This is a genomic window from Flectobacillus major DSM 103 (genome assembly GCF_000427405.1).
Taxonomy (GTDB): domain Bacteria; phylum Bacteroidota; class Bacteroidia; order Cytophagales; family Spirosomataceae; genus Flectobacillus; species Flectobacillus major.
Genome location: NZ_KE386491.1, coordinates 128,344 through 148,441, shown reverse-complemented (window position 1 = coordinate 148,441; position 20,098 = coordinate 128,344). Strand labels below are relative to the sequence as shown.

Annotated in this window: 17 protein-coding genes; 7 read left to right on the top strand and 10 right to left on the bottom strand. The window is 38.1% G+C overall.

Annotated elements, in window-relative coordinates:
- The first annotated feature begins 86 nt into the window (after positions 1-86).
- Together FLEMA_RS0102590 and FLEMA_RS0102585 are read left to right on the top strand one after the other, a co-directional pair.
- Positions 87-617 carry a cupin domain-containing protein gene (locus FLEMA_RS0102590; RefSeq protein WP_026994105.1) on the top strand — a complete coding sequence of 177 codons (531 nt, stop codon included), beginning with the start codon at positions 87-89 and terminating at the stop codon, positions 615-617.
- Positions 618-765: 148 nt separating this feature from the next.
- On the top strand, positions 766-1,605 hold the full coding sequence (locus FLEMA_RS0102585; protein ID WP_026994104.1) for a maleylpyruvate isomerase N-terminal domain-containing protein: 840 nt from the start codon (positions 766-768) through the stop codon (positions 1,603-1,605).
- A 58-nt stretch (positions 1,606-1,663) separates the two neighbouring features.
- Here FLEMA_RS0102585 and FLEMA_RS0102580 read toward each other — a convergent pair whose 3' ends face one another.
- From FLEMA_RS0102580 to FLEMA_RS0102555, 5 genes are all read right to left on the bottom strand, one after another.
- A complete protein-coding gene (locus tag FLEMA_RS0102580; protein ID WP_026994103.1) occupies positions 1,664-3,097 on the bottom strand; it encodes an MBL fold metallo-hydrolase RNA specificity domain-containing protein in 1,434 nt (477 codons plus the stop codon).
- Between the two features lie 355 nt (positions 3,098-3,452).
- Positions 3,453-4,121, bottom strand: a complete 669-nt coding sequence (locus FLEMA_RS0102575) for a CAP domain-containing protein (RefSeq protein ID WP_026994102.1) — start codon at positions 4,119-4,121, stop codon at positions 3,453-3,455.
- A gap of 104 nt (positions 4,122-4,225) precedes the next feature.
- The gene (locus FLEMA_RS67290; protein ID WP_044170663.1) at positions 4,226-5,509 is read right to left on the bottom strand and encodes a sterol desaturase family protein; all 1,284 of its coding nucleotides are present in this window, start codon (positions 5,507-5,509) and stop codon (positions 4,226-4,228) included.
- Between the two features lie 363 nt (positions 5,510-5,872).
- Positions 5,873-6,580, bottom strand: coding sequence for a DUF6515 family protein (locus FLEMA_RS75865; RefSeq protein WP_052353925.1), 708 nt, complete (start codon positions 6,578-6,580; stop codon positions 5,873-5,875).
- Between the two features lie 385 nt (positions 6,581-6,965).
- Complete coding sequence (locus FLEMA_RS0102555; RefSeq protein WP_026994100.1) at positions 6,966-9,395, bottom strand: zinc-dependent metalloprotease; 2,430 nt, start codon at positions 9,393-9,395, stop codon at positions 6,966-6,968.
- 155 nt (positions 9,396-9,550) lie between these two features.
- Here FLEMA_RS0102555 and FLEMA_RS0102550 point away from each other — a divergent pair, with 155 nt between their 5' ends.
- From FLEMA_RS0102550 to FLEMA_RS0102530, 5 genes are all read left to right on the top strand, one after another.
- Entirely contained in the window at positions 9,551-10,456 is a 906-nt protein-coding gene (locus FLEMA_RS0102550; protein ID WP_026994099.1) for an EamA family transporter, read from the top strand.
- A 133-nt stretch (positions 10,457-10,589) separates the two neighbouring features.
- Positions 10,590-11,510, top strand: a complete 921-nt coding sequence (locus FLEMA_RS0102545; RefSeq protein WP_026994098.1) for an alpha/beta hydrolase — start codon at positions 10,590-10,592, stop codon at positions 11,508-11,510.
- A gap of 81 nt (positions 11,511-11,591) precedes the next feature.
- Entirely contained in the window at positions 11,592-12,776 is a 1,185-nt protein-coding gene (locus FLEMA_RS0102540; RefSeq protein WP_026994097.1) for a class I SAM-dependent methyltransferase, read from the top strand.
- Positions 12,777-13,005: 229 nt separating this feature from the next.
- The gene (locus FLEMA_RS0102535) at positions 13,006-14,598 is read left to right on the top strand and encodes a glycosyltransferase family 39 protein (protein ID WP_026994096.1); all 1,593 of its coding nucleotides are present in this window, start codon (positions 13,006-13,008) and stop codon (positions 14,596-14,598) included.
- Positions 14,599-14,628: 30 nt separating this feature from the next.
- Complete coding sequence (locus tag FLEMA_RS0102530) at positions 14,629-16,302, top strand: hypothetical protein (RefSeq protein ID WP_026994095.1); 1,674 nt, start codon at positions 14,629-14,631, stop codon at positions 16,300-16,302.
- Positions 16,303-16,449: 147 nt separating this feature from the next.
- Here the strand turns inward: FLEMA_RS0102530 and FLEMA_RS0102525 are convergent, their stop codons facing one another.
- The 5 genes from FLEMA_RS0102525 to FLEMA_RS0102500 form a co-directional block, all read right to left on the bottom strand.
- A complete protein-coding gene (locus FLEMA_RS0102525; RefSeq protein WP_026994094.1) occupies positions 16,450-17,160 on the bottom strand; it encodes an SDR family oxidoreductase in 711 nt (236 codons plus the stop codon).
- A gap of 173 nt (positions 17,161-17,333) precedes the next feature.
- Positions 17,334-17,621, bottom strand: a complete 288-nt coding sequence (locus tag FLEMA_RS0102520; protein ID WP_026994093.1) for a putative quinol monooxygenase — start codon at positions 17,619-17,621, stop codon at positions 17,334-17,336.
- A 224-nt stretch (positions 17,622-17,845) separates the two neighbouring features.
- On the bottom strand, positions 17,846-18,328 hold the full coding sequence (locus FLEMA_RS0102515; protein ID WP_026994092.1) for a YchJ family protein: 483 nt from the start codon (positions 18,326-18,328) through the stop codon (positions 17,846-17,848).
- Positions 18,329-18,778: 450 nt separating this feature from the next.
- Positions 18,779-19,168, bottom strand: coding sequence for a DUF1398 domain-containing protein (locus FLEMA_RS0102505; RefSeq protein WP_026994090.1), 390 nt, complete (start codon positions 19,166-19,168; stop codon positions 18,779-18,781).
- 156 nt (positions 19,169-19,324) lie between these two features.
- Positions 19,325-20,089, bottom strand: a complete 765-nt coding sequence (locus tag FLEMA_RS0102500; RefSeq protein WP_026994089.1) for a helix-turn-helix transcriptional regulator — start codon at positions 20,087-20,089, stop codon at positions 19,325-19,327.
- Positions 20,090-20,098: the final 9 nt, after the last annotated feature.

Sequence of the window (20,098 nt, the reverse complement as noted above, 5' to 3'; positions counted from 1 at the left end):
AGCTTCACCTCTTTAATGTCGTTTTTTTACCACTAAGAAAATACCTCGATACTTGAACTTTACATGACAATTTAAACTAGCAAGTCATGAAAAGAAGAAAGTTTTTATTAGCAGCAGGTATTCCTGTGGTAATGGGTACAGCCCAACAACGCCCTAACAAAGGGTTTGTCGTAAAAGCCAACAATAGTCGATTTCAGGAAAAAACTTTGATTGGAGGTAAAAATCCTAACGATATAAAAGTTTCGTTCCAAGATACCGAAGGTTCTCTCAGCATATTTACCTATACAGGTCATGAAAAAGGGGGGCCTCCGCTACATATTCATCCTAATCAAGACGAAATATTTTTTATTATTGAAGGCGAATACCTCTTTCAGGTAGGCAGCGATACCTTTCGATTGACCTCGGGCGATACCATTTTTTTACCCCGAAATATTCCACATACTTTTGCCCAGCTTACAGCCCTAGGCAAGATGTTTTTTTTATTTCAACCTTCGGGCAAAATGGAAGATTTTTTCAGAACATTAGGAAGCCTCAGCTCCAACCCTAGCCCAGAACAAGGAGCAAAAATCTTTGCAGAACATGATATGCAGGTAGTTGGGCCTCCGCTTAGCTACTAAAGTTATTTGGATTTTAGTATTGATTAACCACCCCAAACAGCTTCAATACTAAAATCCAAATACATCCTTTCTTCTTGATTTTTGTGCATTATTTTAAAAAAACAGCTATATTGAAATCGATAAATAACGATTAAATAGTGCTAAAATCATGACAAACTTTATTCCTATTCCTACAATCAACCTATTTCCTGAGCTTGATGACCTCCTGATTGATTTACTTCGGTCGCTGTCGTTATCGGACTGGGAAAAAACAACCATTGTGCCGTCTTGGACAATAAAGGATATTGCAGTGCATTTGCTCGATGGCAATATCCGAACACTATCGATACTCAGAGACCAATATATGGGCGACAAACCCGACAATATCAATTCGTACCAAGACCTAGTGGCATACCTGGATAAGCTCAATGCCGATTGGGTGAAGGCCATGAAAAGAGTTAGTCCAGCCATATTGATAGAACTATTAGCATCTACAGGACAACAATACTACGAATATCTTTCTAGGCTTGAGGCGTTTGAAAAGGCTACCTTTTCGGTAGCGTGGGCAGGAGAACAGGAGTCGTACAATTGGTTTCATATTGCACGAGAATTTACCGAAAAATGGCATCATCAACAACAAATTCGGTTAGCCCTCGGACAAGAACAAGCACTATATACCCAACATCTGTATTACCCATATTTGGCCACTTCAATGCAAGCGTTACCTTTTCATTATCGCAATATACAGGCCAACGAAGGTGAACTTATCGTTTTTACAGTGACTGGTAAAGGAGGAGGAAATTGGTTATTGTCTTATAATGACACAGCTTGGAAATTAGTAGCAAACAGTTATTTACAAGAAAGTTGTAAAGTAATTATTCCAGAAGATATAGCTTGGCGAATATTTACGAAAGGTATTAAGAAAGAAGAGGCTCTACAAAAAGCTACCATTACAGGAAATATTCATTTGGGTGATAAAATATTTGAGATGCTAGCAATTATGGGATAAGCCAAAGGGGTAAAGCTTACTATGAATTTTACCCCTTTGGATCATCTAAAATTGTTGACTACACCAACTCAAACGTCTGCCCTCTTTCTGGCATTTCTACGTTGTTGTATCCTTGTGTAGCCAGCAAATCTTTGAATGTAACCATACTTTCCTCTTCGCCATGAATTAAAAATACTTTTTTCAGGCGTGTTGGAGAATGTTTCTTAACAAAATTCAATAAATCATTTTGGTCGCCGTGCCCACTAAATACGTCTATTTTTTCGACAGTCGCCAATACAGGCAATTCTATATCTTTGATTCTCAATGTTTTTTGTCCGTTCATGAGTTTCCAGCCTAAAGTTCCCTCCGAGGCATAACCTACTAACAAAATCGTACAATAAACATTATTGATATTGGCAGCAATGTGTTGCTCGACCCTACCCCCCGACACCATTCCCGATGCCGAGATAATAATACAAGGCTCGGCATAATTAGAAATAGCTTTACTGGCTTTTTCAGACTGAATGTATTGTAAGTTTTCAAAATCAAAAAGACTTTCGTTTTCTTCATAAAAATCACGAGCATCTTTGTTCAATTGACGGACATTTTTCTGGTAAACCTTCGTAGAAGCATGAGCCAAAGGGCTGTCGCTAAATACCTTGATAGGTTTGAATCCTCGTTCAGAATAAAGCTTATTGAGGGTATATAAAAGGGCTTGTGTACGCCCTACCGAAAACGCAGGAATAATTAAGCGACCCGGCAAATCAATACAAGCTTTTTTAATAACCCTTGCCAGTGCATCTTCGGGCGACGCAGTATCTTCGTGCAAGCGTGCCCCGTAGGTAGTTTCACAAAGCAAATAATCTACCTCTGGTAAACTATCAGAAGGGTCGATATGCAATGGGTAGTTGCTACGACCAATATCGCCTGAAAAACAGATACTTTTACGTTGGCCGTTTTCGTCTACTTCCAAAACAATATGAGCAGCCCCAAGGAGGTGTCCAGCAGGAATAAAAGTTACCCAAACACCATCTTTTACTTTAAAACGACGGTTAAATTGAATAGCTACAAAATTACTCATGGTGTCTTCAACATCTTTTTGAAGATACAAATCGCCTCTAATCAGCAATCTGTCCATTTTCTTTTTCTTCTTCTTACTATCTCCTTCTGCTTGTTTTAGTTTTCTTAAATTAAGATTGGCGGCATCATAAAGCAATATTTCGGCCAATTCGGCTGTAGGCGAAGTACATAATACCTGACCTTCGTATCCTTCTCTGTACAACATCGGGATATTCCCCGAGTGGTCTATATGGGCATGGGTCAATAATACTAAATTGACCTGAGAAGCTTCAAATGGAAAAAATGGCTGGTAACCTGTTATGGGCTGAGAATAATCTATTTCTCGCTCCATATTAGTGCCGCAGTCTATCAATATTTTAAAATCGTCCTCCAATTCTAGCAGGTACATACTGCCTGTTACTTGCCTCGTAGCGCCCCAAAAAGTTAATTTCATTGGTTAATATTTCGATATTATCAAATTGATGAGATAAATAAATGTGTTGATTCTTAGCATAATACATCACATTGGTCAAAAAAGCCTATTCTGTTTTACCAATAATTAATCAACACGCATGGCTTTGCATATTGGTGCTATCAGACAAAGATACCGAAAATAGCCCCAAAATGTTTGCGTTTTTTTAAAAGAAACCGAAATTTTGCCAATTCAATCCTAAGCTTATTGCCTTTTAAGTTTTTAATAGGCAAGTACTCGCTCTTCTCTTTATTTCACCGAGGTTTTGCCCTACCTTTATCAAGTCTTTCTTCAAAAAACACTGTGCTATCTAATTTTTATGCAGAAATAACTGGGTTTATTCGGGGATATGCTTGCCTGCAAACTCTTGGGTTAATCGTGCAAATGGGCCGTTGACAGACGCATAAGGATTCTTACAAATCTGACCTGCACATCCCAAATAATACATATCTTGGTGCAGTACGTTTTGTCGATGTCCTTTCGATTGCATCCATACTTTTAGGACTTCTTCGGCAAAGGCTTTATAAGTCAACATCGACAAGGGCTTTTGGGTTTCACAGTTGAGAAATAGGTATTCTCCATTTTTTTTTCTGACAGGACAATACGACGAAGGCGTAGCCAATAAATCTACTTGGGCTACGTTTTCGGCCAACTCATAATACTTACGGTCGAGCCCCTCTATGCGGTCTTCCATCGAAGCATATTCTGGACTGTAGGGGTTGATATGGGCATAAAAATTATGACTAATCATACTTTCTGAATGCAACCTTGCCGCTTTGTGCAAGCCTCCTCTGTATTTGAGTAATGGTAGGCCATATTGCTGCCGCACTCGATTGGTTTGATGAAAAATACAGGCATCCAATAACGCATAGTTCGGGGCCAATACATCTATGGCTTCGTTTACTTCGGAGGTTTGAAAAAATGCTTGGCTGGTACTGGTATAATAGTCAGTATCATTTTGGAAGAAAAATATCCACAACAGAAATGTATGAAAGAATAGCAACATCTAAGTAATGTATTTAGCAGGAGAAAGCAAAAGCGTTATCACCCAGTTTGACATGGATTATAACGCCCAAAATAACTAGAAAATTTTCTATTGCAAATGAATCTCTAAACAGATTTAGACAAAAAATCTTTGTCTAAAGTTTTTTCTCGTTGCTCGCTCCAAACCACAATACCACAAACCACCGTAGAAATCACAAAATAGGCTTCTATTACATAAATAGCCCAAGGGTATTGCCGACTAATCCCAAACCAATCGCCAAAATAATAAATAATACCAATGCCAATAAGGTTTTTGCTGGTTTCGTACCAAAAAGCATTGAGGTTCTTGTCCATCAATTCGGTATAAGCATATATACAAAAAAAGATAAATAAGCCATAATAAAAAATATTGGGCGAGCCTATGCTAGCCAGATGCCCAAACAAGTAGACAATTAGGGCAAATGTAGCCATAAATTGAATCCAAGTCCATACCAATAAAAATGTCGAAGTAGATGGACTATATTTCTCAAAGTGATACACATCGTCTATCTTGGCTATTGGGTATTTATCTTTTATATCGGCTGGTCGCCAGCCTGTTGGCATAAACCAAATACGAAACTTATCTAGCCAATTTTGGGTATGATAGGCATCTTTGATTAGAAGCCAAATATGCTGAAAATTGATTTTGATAGGATTCCATGTACGTACAGGTACGGTAATCCCATATACACAAGGAACGTGGTCGAGTTCTTGCTGGAATGTACCAAAAAGCTTATCCCAAAAAATAAAAATCTGAGAATGGTTTTTGTCGATATATTCTGGATTAATAGAATGATGTACTCGATGATGCGAAGGGGTAACCAAAATATATTCAAGAAATCCTAATTTTTTGATGTGGGTGGTATGATACCAAAATTGAGCAAACAAATGCAACGGTGCTACCGTTGCAATTACAATACTGGGTACGCCCAATAATGCCGCAGGCAACAAAAAAATTGTAAAGAAATTAACAAACGTAGAGATACTTTGTCGCAAAGCACAAGCCAAATTAAACTCTTCGCTGCTATGATGAATCAGGTGTTGATTCCAAAGAAAATTGATTTGGTGACTAAACCGATGCCCCCAATATCCCGTAAAATCTAATGCAATAAAAGCTGTTAGGTAAATACTCCATGTCGATTCTAAGGTAAAAAGAGCGAAGTGCTTTAGCATCCAATCGTAAGTAATAATAGATACACTTAGTCCTAAAACATCTTTTACTACATTGGTAAAACCAGAACTCAGGCTTGCAATCATATCCATGGTTTTGAAGGACTCCTTTTTGGCAAACCATGCGTAGAGTTTTTCTGACAATACAAGCACTAAAAATGCAGGCATTGCATAGTTGAGTATTTGACCATACCTTTCCATTCTATAATGTTGTTTATTGATGACTATGGGTTAGTTTTGTATTCACAAATTACGAATTACTGCATAATATTCATATTTTTTATCGAAATATTTACAAGAAAGGCTATTGCTAAGTATTTGATTAATAGTATAAAATAGTAAATAGAAAGCTAAAATTTGATTAAAAGTAGACAGGTTCAACCAATTTTTGGAGCAGATTCGCTTATCAATAAAAAACCTTTCTATCAACAAACACCTTCGTTGGCTGTTAATAGAAAGGCCATAAAACAATGGGCTAAAAACCTTTATTTCACTACTTTACATGTTAAGCTCAACCCTCTTAGTAGCCCATGTTATGGTTTTATAAAAAAGAATGACTAATTCTTAATAATTGATTTTAATAACTTCGTACCAAATCTCGCCATTGTTCAACACCGCTCTGTACTGAATACCATCTACTACATAATAGGTATCGCCATTGATTTGTAATTTTTCGTATCCACTCGGAATACTTTCTACCAATGCTCCAATTGGAGGAGCTACCGTGGTATACTGGTTGTCGTAAGGTTGGTAATATGTTCCATTATAGTAATAATAATCACGATTCTGAATTACGATTCTTCTGCAACCTACAGGAATGGTATTGACACGAATCCCCATTGGCGGAGCTGTTACTACATACGTATTGTTGTAGGGTTTGTAATAAATACCATTGTGGTAGCGAAAACTTATACCTCCAAAATTAATAGCTATAGCTGCCGTTGGTACGGTATTGATATAGGTATTGCGTCTTGGTAAATTGTTGTATTGCCAATTAGGGCGACTTCTGTCTACAACTACTACCCTGTCGTTGCGTCGGCCACGGTCGTAGTCGTTTCCTCTGCCACGGTCTCTGTCACGCTGGTTGTCTCTTCGGTCGTCATTTCTATTATTATATTGACGGTCATGGTCATCGTGTTCACGACCACGTTGAGCCTTTACTTGTAAGCTAGCCAACAACAAAAAGCCTGAAGCCAAAAAGGTAAAAGTATAATTTGCCAAATGTTTAACTCCTACTTTAGGAGTATCAACCAATGAAAGGATTTTTGTCATGTTGTTCTGTATTTTTGATGCTTAGATAGCCCATTAAATAGAAGGTTTAGGCAGGTAAATAGCATTAACAATCATTAACAAAAAGCTGGATTTGTTCATGAAACCATTTGAATTTCTTTCAGGATAGCTCATACAATAAGGCCGAAATACCTATAACACTACTCCTAATCAAGGTTTTCAAGGTTGTTTTGAATATATGCTAGCCATCAATCACAACCAATATTCTCCCCTGTTGGCTAACAAATTGGCTCTCCTTTAGCCACAGTCAAAATAGTTTTATAAAAAAAGGTTGTAGGCTTCTTTTCAAAACCTACAACCTTTTGATAATCTTTATATTACAGACAACTTTGGGTTTTACAGCACTGTATGAGTGTCTAGCAATCAATTATTCAGCATCGCAACCGATTGGAGCACCAGGAGGCAATTCTTTATGAGCTGCGACTTTGGCTGCTGATGGATTTTTCATTCTTTCCAAAGCATAATCCAAATGAGCTGCATAGTCTACTTCTTTAGTACCTTTCTGCGACTCGATATAAGCTTTCAAATCTTTGATAGCTTTACCACATACGGCACGTACATTATAGCTTGCTGCTTCGTTTACGCTCAATGCCAACAAATGAGTCAGTACAATTTGTTCTGTTTGGAACTGTACTTTTCTAGCCAAACCGCTTGGTTTTTCGGCTTTCCATGTTTTGTCAATAACCTGACTAATCATATCGTCCAAGCCCAAGCTACCATAACGAGCTTCGTATTCAATCATACGGGTTGCTCGTTCGGCTTGAAAAAGGAATTGTAAAGGGAAGTCTGTAGCGGCTTCGGCAGCGGCCAACGGGTCAAATGCACGGGCTGTCCTTTTCTTGAACAACTCACGATTAGGCATATAACCCGCCGGACGAGCAGGAATCAACTTAATAATCGATTCTGGCAATGTTAGGGTTTCAGACGAAAGCGTAGTTAAGACAGCATCAAGAGCTTTTTGTTGAGTTTCTTTACTGACCAATGTATTTGGTGTTTGGCCATCACCACGAAGGGCATAGCGATAATCTACCGAACCAAGTACTTTGGCAGCGGCTTCTACCTGATAACGGTGATAGTTATAAACTGGCACTAGTATATCTTCTAAGAATGCCAATGGTACACCTTCACGGATGGTTTTTTCACCAAAATTACTCAGTGCTTTCCGACGAACTACTAAGGTATTTTTCAACTCCTCGGCGGGGTCTTTTCCATTGTCCCATAAGTGGGCTGTTGGACTAAAACTACCTGCTGGACGAGCGTCAATATCGGTCAAAAACAATAGACCTTTATTTTGGGCATCTTGCAAAATTTTGTTCAATGCCACTTTTTCATCTACACCTTTCGGAAAATCTTGATACCCATAAGTAATAGAAACTTTATCCCAATCGCCAATCCCAATACTATAAGCATCCGACAAGTCTATTTCGCCTTTAGCATTCAATTTAGCTGTTGGGTGTGGGTAATCCATCACCGAAGCACGATTATTGATACTTGCCGAATAGTTGTGCATCAAGCCCAAGGTATGACCTATTTCGTGGGCGGCCAATTGCTTCAAACGCAACAGTGCCATTTTCAACATAGGGTCTTTTTCGGGGTCCAACTTTTGGCCTTTCTCAAACGGAGAAAGCAACCCTTGTGCAATTAGGTAGTCTTGACGTACACGCAACGAACCCAAAGTAACATGCCCTTTAATAATTTCGCCTGTACGTGGGTCTATTACCGATGCACCATACGACCACCCTCTTGTACTACGATGTACCCAGTTGATTACATTGTAGCGAGCATCCATTGGGTCGGCATCGTCAGGTAAGAGTTTTACCTGAAAGGCATTTTTATAACCAGCTGCTTCATAAGCCTGATTCCACCAAGATGCCCCTTCCAATAAAGCCGAACGAATAGGCTCGGGCGTACCGTTGTCTAGGTAATAAACAATAGGCTCTACGGCTTCAGAAACTTTGGCTGAAGGGTCTTTCTTTTTTAATCTGTGACGAGCAATATAGTATTTTTCGATTGGCTCAGAAACGGGCGTTGAGTAGTCAAAATAGCCTATTGGGTTATAGCTAGAACGAGGGTCGAATACTCGTGGCGTATAATCTGAGTCGGGCAACTGCAAAAAGCTATGATGCAAACGCAAAGTAATAGCTTCGGCTGTTGGTGTTACAGAACGAACAAACTCGCCTGCATCGCCCCCAACAAAGGTAAGGGTAATTTCAAATTCGGTATTGAGTGGAAAATTTTTGGTACGAGGCAAATATACCGCCGAGCGAGATTTATCTAAACCATAAGCTCCCTGCTTCATATCTTTGAGGCGATCGGCAATACCACTAATATCGCTCATCAAAAAATCGGTAGCATCGACCAATACCTTCCCGTTATCTTCGGCTTCGGCCACAAACCCCCAGATAGTCGACGAAGCAAACGACTGCTCTACGGCTCTTTTCTCATTAGCATCTTTGGTAATGGCTCGGTATTTCAGGTTGGGCTGGGTTAACAATACTTTACGACCAACTTTCTGAAAAAAAACGACTTTCTCATCACCCAACAAACCACGGTCAAGCCCAATATCATTTGAGCCAAGCCCTGCTGGTAAAGAGGAATAATACAAAAAATCGGTATTGAATTTATCTATTTCCAACCAAATCTTACCATTATCTTCGTCCCACCAAAAAGGGAAAAAGCCTTCGTATTTCTGTAGTCCTTTGGTTTTTTCTGAAATACTAGGAAGTTTTTGGGCAAAAGAGGAATAAGTAAAACTTACTAATGCGAGGAAAATACTCAGTAGTGTAATTTTTTTCATGTGTTAATTAGTTTGCTGAAAATTGTTTTGAGCTAAGAACGAATAAGCCAACAAAGAATCATTATTGGATAGATTCTTGAAAAATTGCTATTTGTAAATATAAACACTACCATTCCAAAACACAAACTTTCAAGAAAAATCCCCAAATTCGCAATATGAAAGAACAAAATCAACAACTAAAAATTTGGGGCGGGCTAGTCATACTATATTTTGTTTGGGGGTCTACCTATTTGGCTATTCGTTTTATGGTCGAAAGTTTTCCAGCATTATTGGCCTCGGGTATCCGAAATCTTATTGCGGGTAGTATTCTTTTTATTTGGGCCATAGCTACCCAAAAGTACCAAATGCCTAGTAAAAAACACTTAGTAACTATTGGTATAACAGGCTTATTGATGATTACGATGGGCAATGGTTTTTTTACCATTGCTGGCAAATGGATTCCATCGAGCTACGCAGCATTGTTTTCGGCATTGGGGCCTGTGGTATTGGTACTATTGCTATGGGCGGCGGGTATCGAAAAACCCAAACCTAGAATTTTACTCGGAGCATTTCTGGGGATTTTGGGTGTAGGCATTTTGATTAGTCTCAAAAAATTGGCCTTAAAAGGTTACGAAGGTTATTATATATATGGTGTGATTTTGATGTTCTTGGCTACCTTTGGCTGGAATGCCAGTGTAGTATTGCTCAAAAAAGCCAAGATGCCATACTCTACCCCTCAATTATCGGGTATGCAAATGATTTTCGGGGGAATTGTGTCTATTATTATCAGTTATTTCTTAGGCGATTTTACCAAATTTCAAGATGCCCATATTACCCCAAAAGCTATTGTGGCACTGTGCTATCTTATTGGCATTGGCTCGATATTGGCTTTTAATGTGTTTAATTGGCTTACCAAGGTAGCACCTGCTACTCAGGTATCTACTTATACTTATGTAAACCCACTGGTAGCTATGCTACTGGGTTGGCTTTTGGCTGGCGAACAACTTCACCCACTGATGATTGTAGCTGGTTTTGTGATTATTTTGGCGGTAGCTCTGATTACCACAGCCAAAAAGGCATAACCCAACAACTGAGTTAGTATAAAAATCCCTATGGATACTTTTAGCTAAGAATACTGATAATCTTATAGTTTTTTTATACCACATTTTATTCAAAAACCTCAAACATTTACTATACAATTTAACCTAAAACATTATGCTAAAAAAAGTATTAGTACTCATGAGTTTATCCCTTTTCATGAATCAGATACAGGCTCAAACCAAGGAATTTGCCTTGTACACGGGTAAAGTACCCAATGCTAAAGATGTAACTAATACCGAAAAATCGGAGGTAGATGCCAATGGTATTTTACGAATTTCGGCGGTTACTGTTCCTACTATTAGTGTATATCCTGCCCCTCAGGAGCTTTCAAATGGAACAGCCGTGATTATTTTCCCTGGAGGTGGGTATTCTATTCTGGCGGCCTCGCATGAAGGCTCGGATGTAGCTCGGGAATTTAACAAAATTGGCGTTACGGCTTTTGTGTTGAAATACCGAATCCCCAACGATGCCGCCCAAGTAGACAAGTCTATTGCTCCTTTACAAGATGCTCAACAGGCTTTGCGGGTACTTCGTGCCAATGCTCAGTCTTATGGGATCAACCCTGACCGAATTGGTATTATGGGCTTTTCGGCTGGTGGGCACTTGGCCGCTACGACAGCCACCCACTTTGACCAACCTGTTGGCGAGCTAGCCGATGCTAGCAACGTTCGTCCCGATTTTGCTATTTTGATTTACCCAGTAATTACCATGAAAGACTTTGGCCATAATGGCTCAAAGGTACAATTGATCGGTAAAAACCCTAGCGAGGCTCAGGTGTTATCTTATTCAAACGAAACGAGAGTTACTGCCCAAACGCCTCCTATATTTTTGGTACATGCTGGCGACGACAAAGCTGTGCCTGTACAAAATTCGCTTGCTTTTTATGAAGCTTGTCAAAAAAATGGCGTAGCTGCCGAGCTACACGTGTACCCTAAAGGTGGACACGGTTTTGGCCTCAACAACAGAACAACCAAAGATAAGTGGTTTGACCATCTTAAAAATTGGATGGATGCCAATGGATGGCTCAAAAAATAGTACTTCTTGTCTTCCCTGTAGAAAAATAGCCTCAAAACGAGGCTATTTTTGTATCTTTGTGTTTTCATTCAATCAACGACAATGAGTTTTCAGCAACATATTCAGCAGTTTGGGCAGCACATACAAACGGCGATTCAGCAACATACATTGGTAAAAATATCTTTAGGAAATTTTCAAGGAACAGAACCCGACCTCAAAAATATCTATATCCGCTTGGTATTGATTAAACAGGTTGAAAAGCTCGCTTTTACTTTTCGTTACAAAACCAAAGATATTGTCAAAAACTACGAAATTCAAGAAGGTATACGGGCTATTGAAAACTGGCTAAACGATGGCTTTAAGATAGCCACCCTAATGACTACTACCGAAGATTGGGCTTTTGAATATCATAAAAATCAAAAATCGAGCCTTCGCCAAAAAACAGCTTCTACTACCAATACTCCCTCGCTGGGACATGACAAAGCCAAAAAACGCTTGATTCAGCCCACCGAAAAGTCTTATTTGCACGACCTAAAAATTACCGACGAGCAGGGTAATGTATATAAAAATGCCCAAGATAAATATCGCCAAATCAATCACTATGTTGAAATTATTGGCTCGCTTATTAAAGACATCTCGACCGACAAACTCAAGAAGGTTGTTGATATGGGTTCGGGGAAAGGCTATTTAACCTTTGCTCTTTACGATTATCTGCATACTACATTAGGGCTTTCTACGGCAGTTCAGGGGGTTGAATACCGCCCCGACATGGTAACCTTGTGTAATGATATTGCCCAAAAAGCTCAGTTTTCCCAGCTTGATTTTATTCAAGGAAGTATTTTGGATTATGACAAGCAGGATATAGATATGCTGATTGCTCTGCATGCTTGCGATACCGCCACCGACGACGCTATTTATAAGGGTTTATTGTCGAATGCCGAATTAATTATTGTAGCCCCTTGCTGCCACAAACAAATTAGGCGCGAAATAGAAAAGACTAAAGTTCAAAACGAACTCGGTTTTTTGACCAAATATGGCATTTTCTTAGAGCGTCAGGCCGAAATGGTAACTGATGGCATTAGGGCTTTGATTTTGGAATATTTTGGCTACAAAACCAAGGTATTTGAATTTATTTCGGATGCTCATACGCCCAAAAATGTATTGGTTGTAGGCATAAAAAGTAAAATCACTGAAGCTAGAAAACAAGAAATTTTGACCGAAATCCAAGATACCAAAAAGTATTTTGGTATTAGCTATCATCATCTCGAAAAACTTACAGGGTTATAGCCAAACACTCAATCAGAGCCTTTTTCTATACTATTTTTTAGCAAAAAACCGTTGCTTAGCTACCTTGTTATTATCTGTTTATACCCTAAAAGGCTTTTAAATTACCTTACCAAAGCATATAAGAGTTAGGTGGTTTTTACGAGAAAAGTTAACTTTGTGCTGAAAACAAGATAAATGTTCTGTTAAAAACAAGATCATCGTCTTTTAATTTCTTCAAAAACCTGCATTAATGTCAAACAAGAATACATACATCTGTCTTTTATTGATTCTAATCGTTGCTACTACCTTGCGTTTTTTTCACATTGGCAAATTTGGTATTTTCAATGACGAAAAACAAGGTATCATGGTAGCTGTCGGCAATGTAAATATGGGTGGTAAAAAAGCCCTAATGGCTCCTGATAAAACATTTACCCCTCAAGATTTTTGGAGACCCAAAACCATCGCCGAGCTATTTGATGCCAACGCTCGGGGCGATACCAGCGGTAATGCAACGGTGCATTTGATTTCGATGAATATTTTTGGAAAGCTATTTGGCCATTCCGACGCATCTTTGCGAAGTGTGTCGGCGATTTTTAATATTTTAACTATCCTCTGGATTTTCTTTATTGGCAAAAACCTCCTCAAATCTAACCGAATCGCTTTATTGGGTGCATTTTTGGCCAGTATAGAGCCTTTCTTTATTGTATTTAGTCAGCAAGCTCGTTTTTATACGACAAGTATATTTTTCAGCACTTTGGCTTCGTACTATTTTCTCAAAATTGTACTTTCAATAAAAACTGACCTTAAAACTTACATAGCCTATACGCTTTCTATAATATTCACCATTTTTTCTAATTACCTTGCCTTTACCATTCTTTTGTGTCATGGTATTTTCTGGCTTGTAGCCGACCGACGTTGGGTTGTTTTCAAAAATCTGGTGGTATGTTATGTTGTTATGGCAATACCATTTGTATTATGGATGACCAAAGGCCCTGGCCAGTACGCCCTTATCTATATCAAACACGCTACTACACTTTATAAAGATATTCTCAACAATCCTAGTTTGGCGGCATCGTACAAAGGCTTTATTGATTTGGCATCATGGGAAAACCTATTCAAAAGAGGTATTTCTATTATTTGTGATTATTTTGTCTTTACAAATGGTGCTTACGACACTTTTGGCAACAAAATCGCTCCTATTGTACTCGTCATTTTTGTAGGTATTGTAGCTTGGGTACTTTACCGAAAATCAACGCTTATTGAACAAAAAATCCTTTTGTTTTCGGGCTTAGTGATTTCTGTACCGTTTTTATTTTCGTTGGTTTCGGCCTATAATGCAGGGGTTATGACAGGGTTCTATTTCCGTTATACCAGTTTTGGGCTACCTTTTGTATCGGTACTGATGGCATGGTTTGTCATAAAATCATTCCAGTTTCACAAAAGTTTATTTGTGGTATTATCGCTTATTTTATTGATACAAAGCTATTCTTTTGCTAAAATTCTCAAGCATTTTTACGAGGATGCCCCTCAAAAATATACGGCTTCGCACGACCGAGGCCCCAATCCGTATATTATGATAGCCGAGAAAATCAAGCAAAACTATGCCCAAGGCGACACCGTGGTATATCCATCTGTTTATGAAACAGGCTTTACCAAAGCCATTAAGCGTCCAGCAGGCGATTTTGACAACCACGACGCACAATTGGTCAATTTGTATTTACCTAAGAATGCTACATTTGTACAAAAAATAAACCTTAACGAAGCCAATAAGGTAATCCTTAAGAAGAAAAATAAAACGTCTGTACTCCTATTTGATTTAGAAGGCAGCAAATATCGATACTAAATTCTTGTATATTATATAATCCTATAATTTGTGAAAGAGAAACCTATTGTATATCAGTTTTTTTGGTGGGTATGCCTAGCATGTCCTATCATTTTGTATTTTCTGTTTGTCCAAGTATACGGCATCAATATTCCTTATGTAGACGACCACGGCTTGAAAGGATTTATTGTCAAGTTTTATAATAGTAGCTCGTTGGGCGAAAAAATAAGTGCTGTATTTGCTCAACATAACGAACACAGAATTGGCCTAACCAGAATCCTGTTGTTGATAATATATACCCTCAAAAACGAAATAGATTACAAATGGCTCATGTGGCTAGGCAACGGTTTTTTACTAGGAATCCTTGGCCTTTTTGTGGCATTTTTCAAAAAAAACAAGATTTCTTATTGGTATTTACTCCCTATTCCTTGGATTTTGTTTACGCTGAGCAATCAGGAGAATACCTTTTGGGGAATGGCTTCGGTACAAAACTTTGGGATTGTGTTTTTGTGTATGTGGGCATTTTGGGAACTCGAAAATGAACGCATTGCATGGGTACTTGTTCTTATGACAATCGCTGTGTTTACAAGTGGCAATGGCTTTGTTGCTTTGGGTATTATTATGGGAATTTTGATTTTAAAACAAAACTGGAAACAGGTGGGCTTGGTACTGGGCTTATCGGTTATTCTTTTTTTGGCATATTTTTTATCTTACCAAAAGCCTCCTGCTACACCAACAGCAACACTTGCAGACTGGAAAGACCTTATCAAAGCATTTATGGCGTTTGTGGGTAGCTATGCCGATGTTACTATCGAAACCGAGATAAGTAACCGCGTATTAAAAGCAATAGCCTTGGGCGGCCTTTTAACAACGATTGCCTTATTTTTTATTACCCAAAACTTGCCATTTGACCTAGCAAGTAAGCAATTGAAGATTAGCAAAAAATGGCCTGTATTTTTACTGTCTACTTTAGCCTTGATTTTTCTATCGGCTTTGATGGTAGCTTGGAGTAGGCTTATCGGCTATGGATTCCAAACGATTCTAACAAGTCGATACAAAATTTATAGTATTTTACTTAGCATAAGTGTGTATGCTTGGTTGCTTAGTGTTTTACAACCCAAACATCAAAACAAGTTATTTTTGATAGTACTACCACTGAGTATCTTGACTTTTATCAATGGTTTTTGGCAAAGTATTTCACAAATAGATTACCATTATAAAAATCTTACAACCAATATGTTCAACTGGACGTACGAAGATTTGTCGGGAAGAAAAAATACACCTACGCAGTTTAACTATGCCAACCCTGCTACGGTTTTTGATAAGCTTGTGCCTACCCTATTGCATAGCGACTTCAGTAACGAGCCTAGTATTGCACTCGAAAAAGCCGTTTTAGAAAATGGGAATATAGCTATTAGAGGTACTGGCGATTTTCGTTTCCCGTGGCTCGACCCCGACAATGGAGTGTACTTGCTGGCCAAATCAGACAGGCGAGCATATCTTTTTCCGCTACGATGCCTAAAATCAAGTATCAAAAATGTCGTTATACAACAAGCTATATTTTCCCCAATTTTTGAAGGACAAATACCTGATTTCGAGTTTCAAGCAGGAGTATATCATTTAGGTATTATTGTAGTCGACAATCAGCATAGTCGCATTTATCAAACCAAAGATTCTATAGAAATCAAAGCAAATACTAATAAAAAAATCGCTACCAATTGGTAGAAATATAAGTCATTCCGTATTTTGGGATAATTTAAAATAATGTTAGGCATATATTGGCTATTCATCAAACAAGGCGGTCGAAATTAGTTTTTCGACCGCCTTGTTTGATCTAAATATTTGGGATGACTCATCTTTAAACACAAAATATTATTTAGGAAAACTTGGACGAACCTCTATTTTACTAGGCAAAGTTCTGGCTGGTAGTTTTACCAAATCAACCACTATCTGACCAATATCTTCTGGCTGAATTTTCCAAGCATCTTGCTCGGATGGCTTATGGTTGTTAAACTCAGTAGCCACCGACCCAGGCATAATTGTTGTTACTTTAATTCCCTCGCTACGAATATCCATCATCATGGCTTGTGTAAAGCCGACCAATCCAAATTTGCTAGCATTGTAGGCCGTACCTTTAGGGAAGAAGTTGGTACCCGCCAAACTAGAAATCGTAATAAAATATCCTTGGCTTGCTTTAAGAGCGTCTAAAGTAGCTTTGGCGGTATAAAACACCCCTGTTAAGTTAATATCAATTGTCTCGTTCCATTGGGCAGGCGTTAATTCCTGAATCGGAGCAAAATGCCCAACACCTGCATTGGCAATAACGTAGTCTATTTGTCCCCACTGAGCAAGAACTGCTTCGACAGCCTTTGTTTGCGACTCCAAATCTCTTACGTCCGATGCCAAACCCAAAGCATACCCCTCACGAATCGAATTTAAAGTATTGGCAGCCTCTAAAGCCCCTTCCAACGAACGACTCGTAATGGCTACTTTCACACCATCTTTGACAAGTGCTTCGGCTATACCATAGCCAATTCCTTTTGAACCGCCTGTAATAAAAGCTATTTTGTTAATATCAGACATAATTAGGTTTATTTGATAAATTATTAAATACTTGTGCCTTTTCTGAACAGACACCTTATATCCAACATAGATACACACTAAATAGTTTTAGGAAGCAACAAGTTTATAATGTGGGTTGGATAAGTACTTCACCAAGTTTTTTTGATATTTTCTTATAAAAAACAACGAGTATTTTATGATAACTTCGTTAGAAAACTTAACTCGGCAGGGCCAGCCAACAACGAGCCAGCTATAGCCCCAAATGCTACCAGGTGGTCATTGACCAAATGTTTGTCGAGATGCTGTTGACTTTCCCAGTTTTCATAGAAATAAAAAATCGTCGCATCGTCGTTCGACTGGTGTAAGACGTAATCGATGCACCCCTCCTCCACCAAGGTTGGAGCTACTAATCCTTGTAAAGCTGCTTTTGCTTCTTCTTCTTTTCCTTTGAGAGCCGTTATTTTGGCAATTACTGTTAACATACAATAGATTTGTTTAAGTAAGTTTTTAGAATAATTATCGAATAACTGTAAAACAGCAGGCTAATAGAAGTGCTGTTTTTTGACCATTATGCTATTGTAACTAGCGAATAAATGTACCCGCTAATAGGTAAATACTGATAAATATGTGTCCCAAAATATGCTTAAACAAACACAATACACTTACTACCAATAAATTACCCAAAAAACTTTGCACTTTTACTTATTTACTTGCCACAACATTTTTTATATTTTTTGCCACTACCACATGGACAATTAGCATTACGGTCTATTTTAGCGATAGCTTTGGGCTGATACGTGCCATACAAATAAAACCATTGGTGATCTTCCTTTACAAAATAAGAATATTCATAATGAACCCGCTTGATTCGGTTTTCATCAATGAAAAAAGCCTTAAACTCCACTTCGCCCGTCGAGTCATTGACCGAACCTTTTTGCGTAGAAAGAACCGACAACTGTTGCCATTGATTATTTTTTGCCCACTGCTCAATATCCTCCGCTTTAAAGTCGGCACGTTTAGTTGGATGTGTTGTTTGAATCAGGTAGGGTACTTGAACCTTTGCGTAAGCCGAATAGCGAGAACGCATCAGTTGTTCGGCCGAGGCTGCCACCAAGCTACCCGCAATAAAAGGTTCACAACAATCATGGTATAGTTTGGTTGAGCCACAAGGGCATATCTCTGCTTGCATTTGATAAACTTCTGTTAATGGGTATTTTTCTGTAAAAATAGCACTTCCCAATGCCAATATTTATACAGAAGTAGCAATTAAAAATAGGAGAATCTGTTAAATTCAAGATTGGTAGGTTATATTTTTTTCTATACACTAGAACAAGATATTTTTTGTACAAATCAAAAACACGTTTGTAGCAACATAGCATAAACCAAACTAAGGGTGTTCTACCAACAACATTATTGCTATAAGCCAAAAAGAATATAGATTAATCAAGAAAATTTGGAAGCTATTTGGGCGATAATTTTGTAGCATTTTAAATAACATGCCAATAGCAATATCACGAAAGAAGAAGCCTCTGGGGAATATTTCAAGGCTATTTTGTGAACCTAACTCAAAACACATTTTGTAAGCTTCATCATCACCAAGGCTGAAGCTTGTGCCTCAGCCTTGGTAACGACCAATATTTTATTGTGGTATTTGTTCTACCAGAATTTCATTGCCAGCTTTATCGTAATAAATACAAGTCATTTTATCCATACAAATTGCCCACTTTTCTATGCCAGTGGTTGCACACATTTTGATAAACGTAAGAAAATCCGTTTTGCCTTGTTGGTGGGCTATTAGCCCTGCTTTAAATTCATCACTTTTTGAAGTATCAGCAATTACTAAAGGGTCATATTTGGCCGGAACTACCGCTGTATAGTCGTTTGCTCCGTGGTAATCAATATGTCCATCGCTTACATAGGCTTCGTAATGAGTCACCCCCAATGCCTTAATTGTTTGAACGTAGGCAGGAAAATCTACACCTGATTTTACTTTGCTATGAGCCGCTTTGATTTGTTCGACAGTAAACATTTTTCCTTGTTTTTGTTGTTAGTTGATTTTTAGATTTACATGTAATCGTCTGTGTGGCATATTGACAGAAGAAATACTTATTCAATTGCCTTTACACAAGATTATAATGTAAAGGTGCTACAACTAAAAATCCTGTAATTGTAAAAAATCGTTTTTCTATAAGAAGCGTTTAAAATTTTCGGGAGTATCGCCAGTAAATTGTTTAAAATCTTTTATAAAATGAGATTGGTCAAAGAAATTATTTTCGTAGCAAATTTCGGTCAGAGATTTGGTGTTGCTCAGGTTGTCAAGTATCTTATTGAAGCGAACAATAGAGGCAAATTTTTTGGGTGTTGTACCCACTACTTTTCTAAATCGCTTTTCAAATGGACTTTGACTAATACCTAATTGTTCATGAAGTTCTTTTATACGAATTGCCCCGTTGGTTTGATAGATAATTTTAACGGCTTCAACAATCAATCTATCGGCCTGAATATCTTTTAATTGTGATATAAGAAACTGTTCAATTACCCTGATTCGTTGCTTGTCGGTAGTTGCTATTGTCAAGTTTTCTTCTACTTCTTTTATACTATTTTTATGAAAAATATCCTCAAGAGAAAGGCTTAAATTAAAAAGTTCGTTGGCAGGGTTTGTGGCAAAATGTGTAAAACCTATTTCGGTAAAACAAACTAAGATTGTACCAATGTCAGCCGAATTTTTGAAGATTTTGTAACTATCCGAAATACCCGTAATACCTGCCGATGTCAGTTTGTTTTCGGTATTATTATTGATAGTGGCTAGCTGTCCTTTGTACTGAAAACCAATAACAAGTCCCGAAGAAGGAAAGACCTTGTATTGACTTTCTGCCTCATTTTCTGATACTACAAAATATTTAATATAAGGCTTCAGCCTTTCTATGGGATAATATTTATCAAATTTCATCAGCGTTAT

Coding starts and splice junctions, on each gene's coding strand:
- FLEMA_RS0102590 (WP_026994105.1), top strand. CDS start 87: ATGAAAAGAAGAAAGTTTTTATTAGCAGCAGGTATTCCTGTGGTAATG.
- FLEMA_RS0102585 (WP_026994104.1), top strand. CDS start 766: ATGACAAACTTTATTCCTATTCCTACAATCAACCTATTTCCTGAGCTT.
- FLEMA_RS0102580 (WP_026994103.1), bottom strand. CDS start 3,097: ATGAAATTAACTTTTTGGGGCGCTACGAGGCAAGTAACAGGCAGTATG.
- FLEMA_RS0102575 (WP_026994102.1), bottom strand. CDS start 4,121: ATGTTGCTATTCTTTCATACATTTCTGTTGTGGATATTTTTCTTCCAA.
- FLEMA_RS67290 (WP_044170663.1), bottom strand. CDS start 5,509: ATGGAAAGGTATGGTCAAATACTCAACTATGCAATGCCTGCATTTTTA.
- FLEMA_RS75865 (WP_052353925.1), bottom strand. CDS start 6,580: ATGACAAAAATCCTTTCATTGGTTGATACTCCTAAAGTAGGAGTTAAA.
- FLEMA_RS0102555 (WP_026994100.1), bottom strand. CDS start 9,395: ATGAAAAAAATTACACTACTGAGTATTTTCCTCGCATTAGTAAGTTTT.
- FLEMA_RS0102550 (WP_026994099.1), top strand. CDS start 9,551: ATGAAAGAACAAAATCAACAACTAAAAATTTGGGGCGGGCTAGTCATA.
- FLEMA_RS0102545 (WP_026994098.1), top strand. CDS start 10,590: ATGCTAAAAAAAGTATTAGTACTCATGAGTTTATCCCTTTTCATGAAT.
- FLEMA_RS0102540 (WP_026994097.1), top strand. CDS start 11,592: ATGAGTTTTCAGCAACATATTCAGCAGTTTGGGCAGCACATACAAACG.
- FLEMA_RS0102535 (WP_026994096.1), top strand. CDS start 13,006: ATGTCAAACAAGAATACATACATCTGTCTTTTATTGATTCTAATCGTT.
- FLEMA_RS0102525 (WP_026994094.1), bottom strand. CDS start 17,160: ATGTCTGATATTAACAAAATAGCTTTTATTACAGGCGGTTCAAAAGGA.
- FLEMA_RS0102520 (WP_026994093.1), bottom strand. CDS start 17,621: ATGTTAACAGTAATTGCCAAAATAACGGCTCTCAAAGGAAAAGAAGAA.
- FLEMA_RS0102515 (WP_026994092.1), bottom strand. CDS start 18,328: ATGCAAGCAGAGATATGCCCTTGTGGCTCAACCAAACTATACCATGAT.
- FLEMA_RS0102505 (WP_026994090.1), bottom strand. CDS start 19,168: ATGTTTACTGTCGAACAAATCAAAGCGGCTCATAGCAAAGTAAAATCA.
- FLEMA_RS0102500 (WP_026994089.1), bottom strand. CDS start 20,089: ATGAAATTTGATAAATATTATCCCATAGAAAGGCTGAAGCCTTATATT.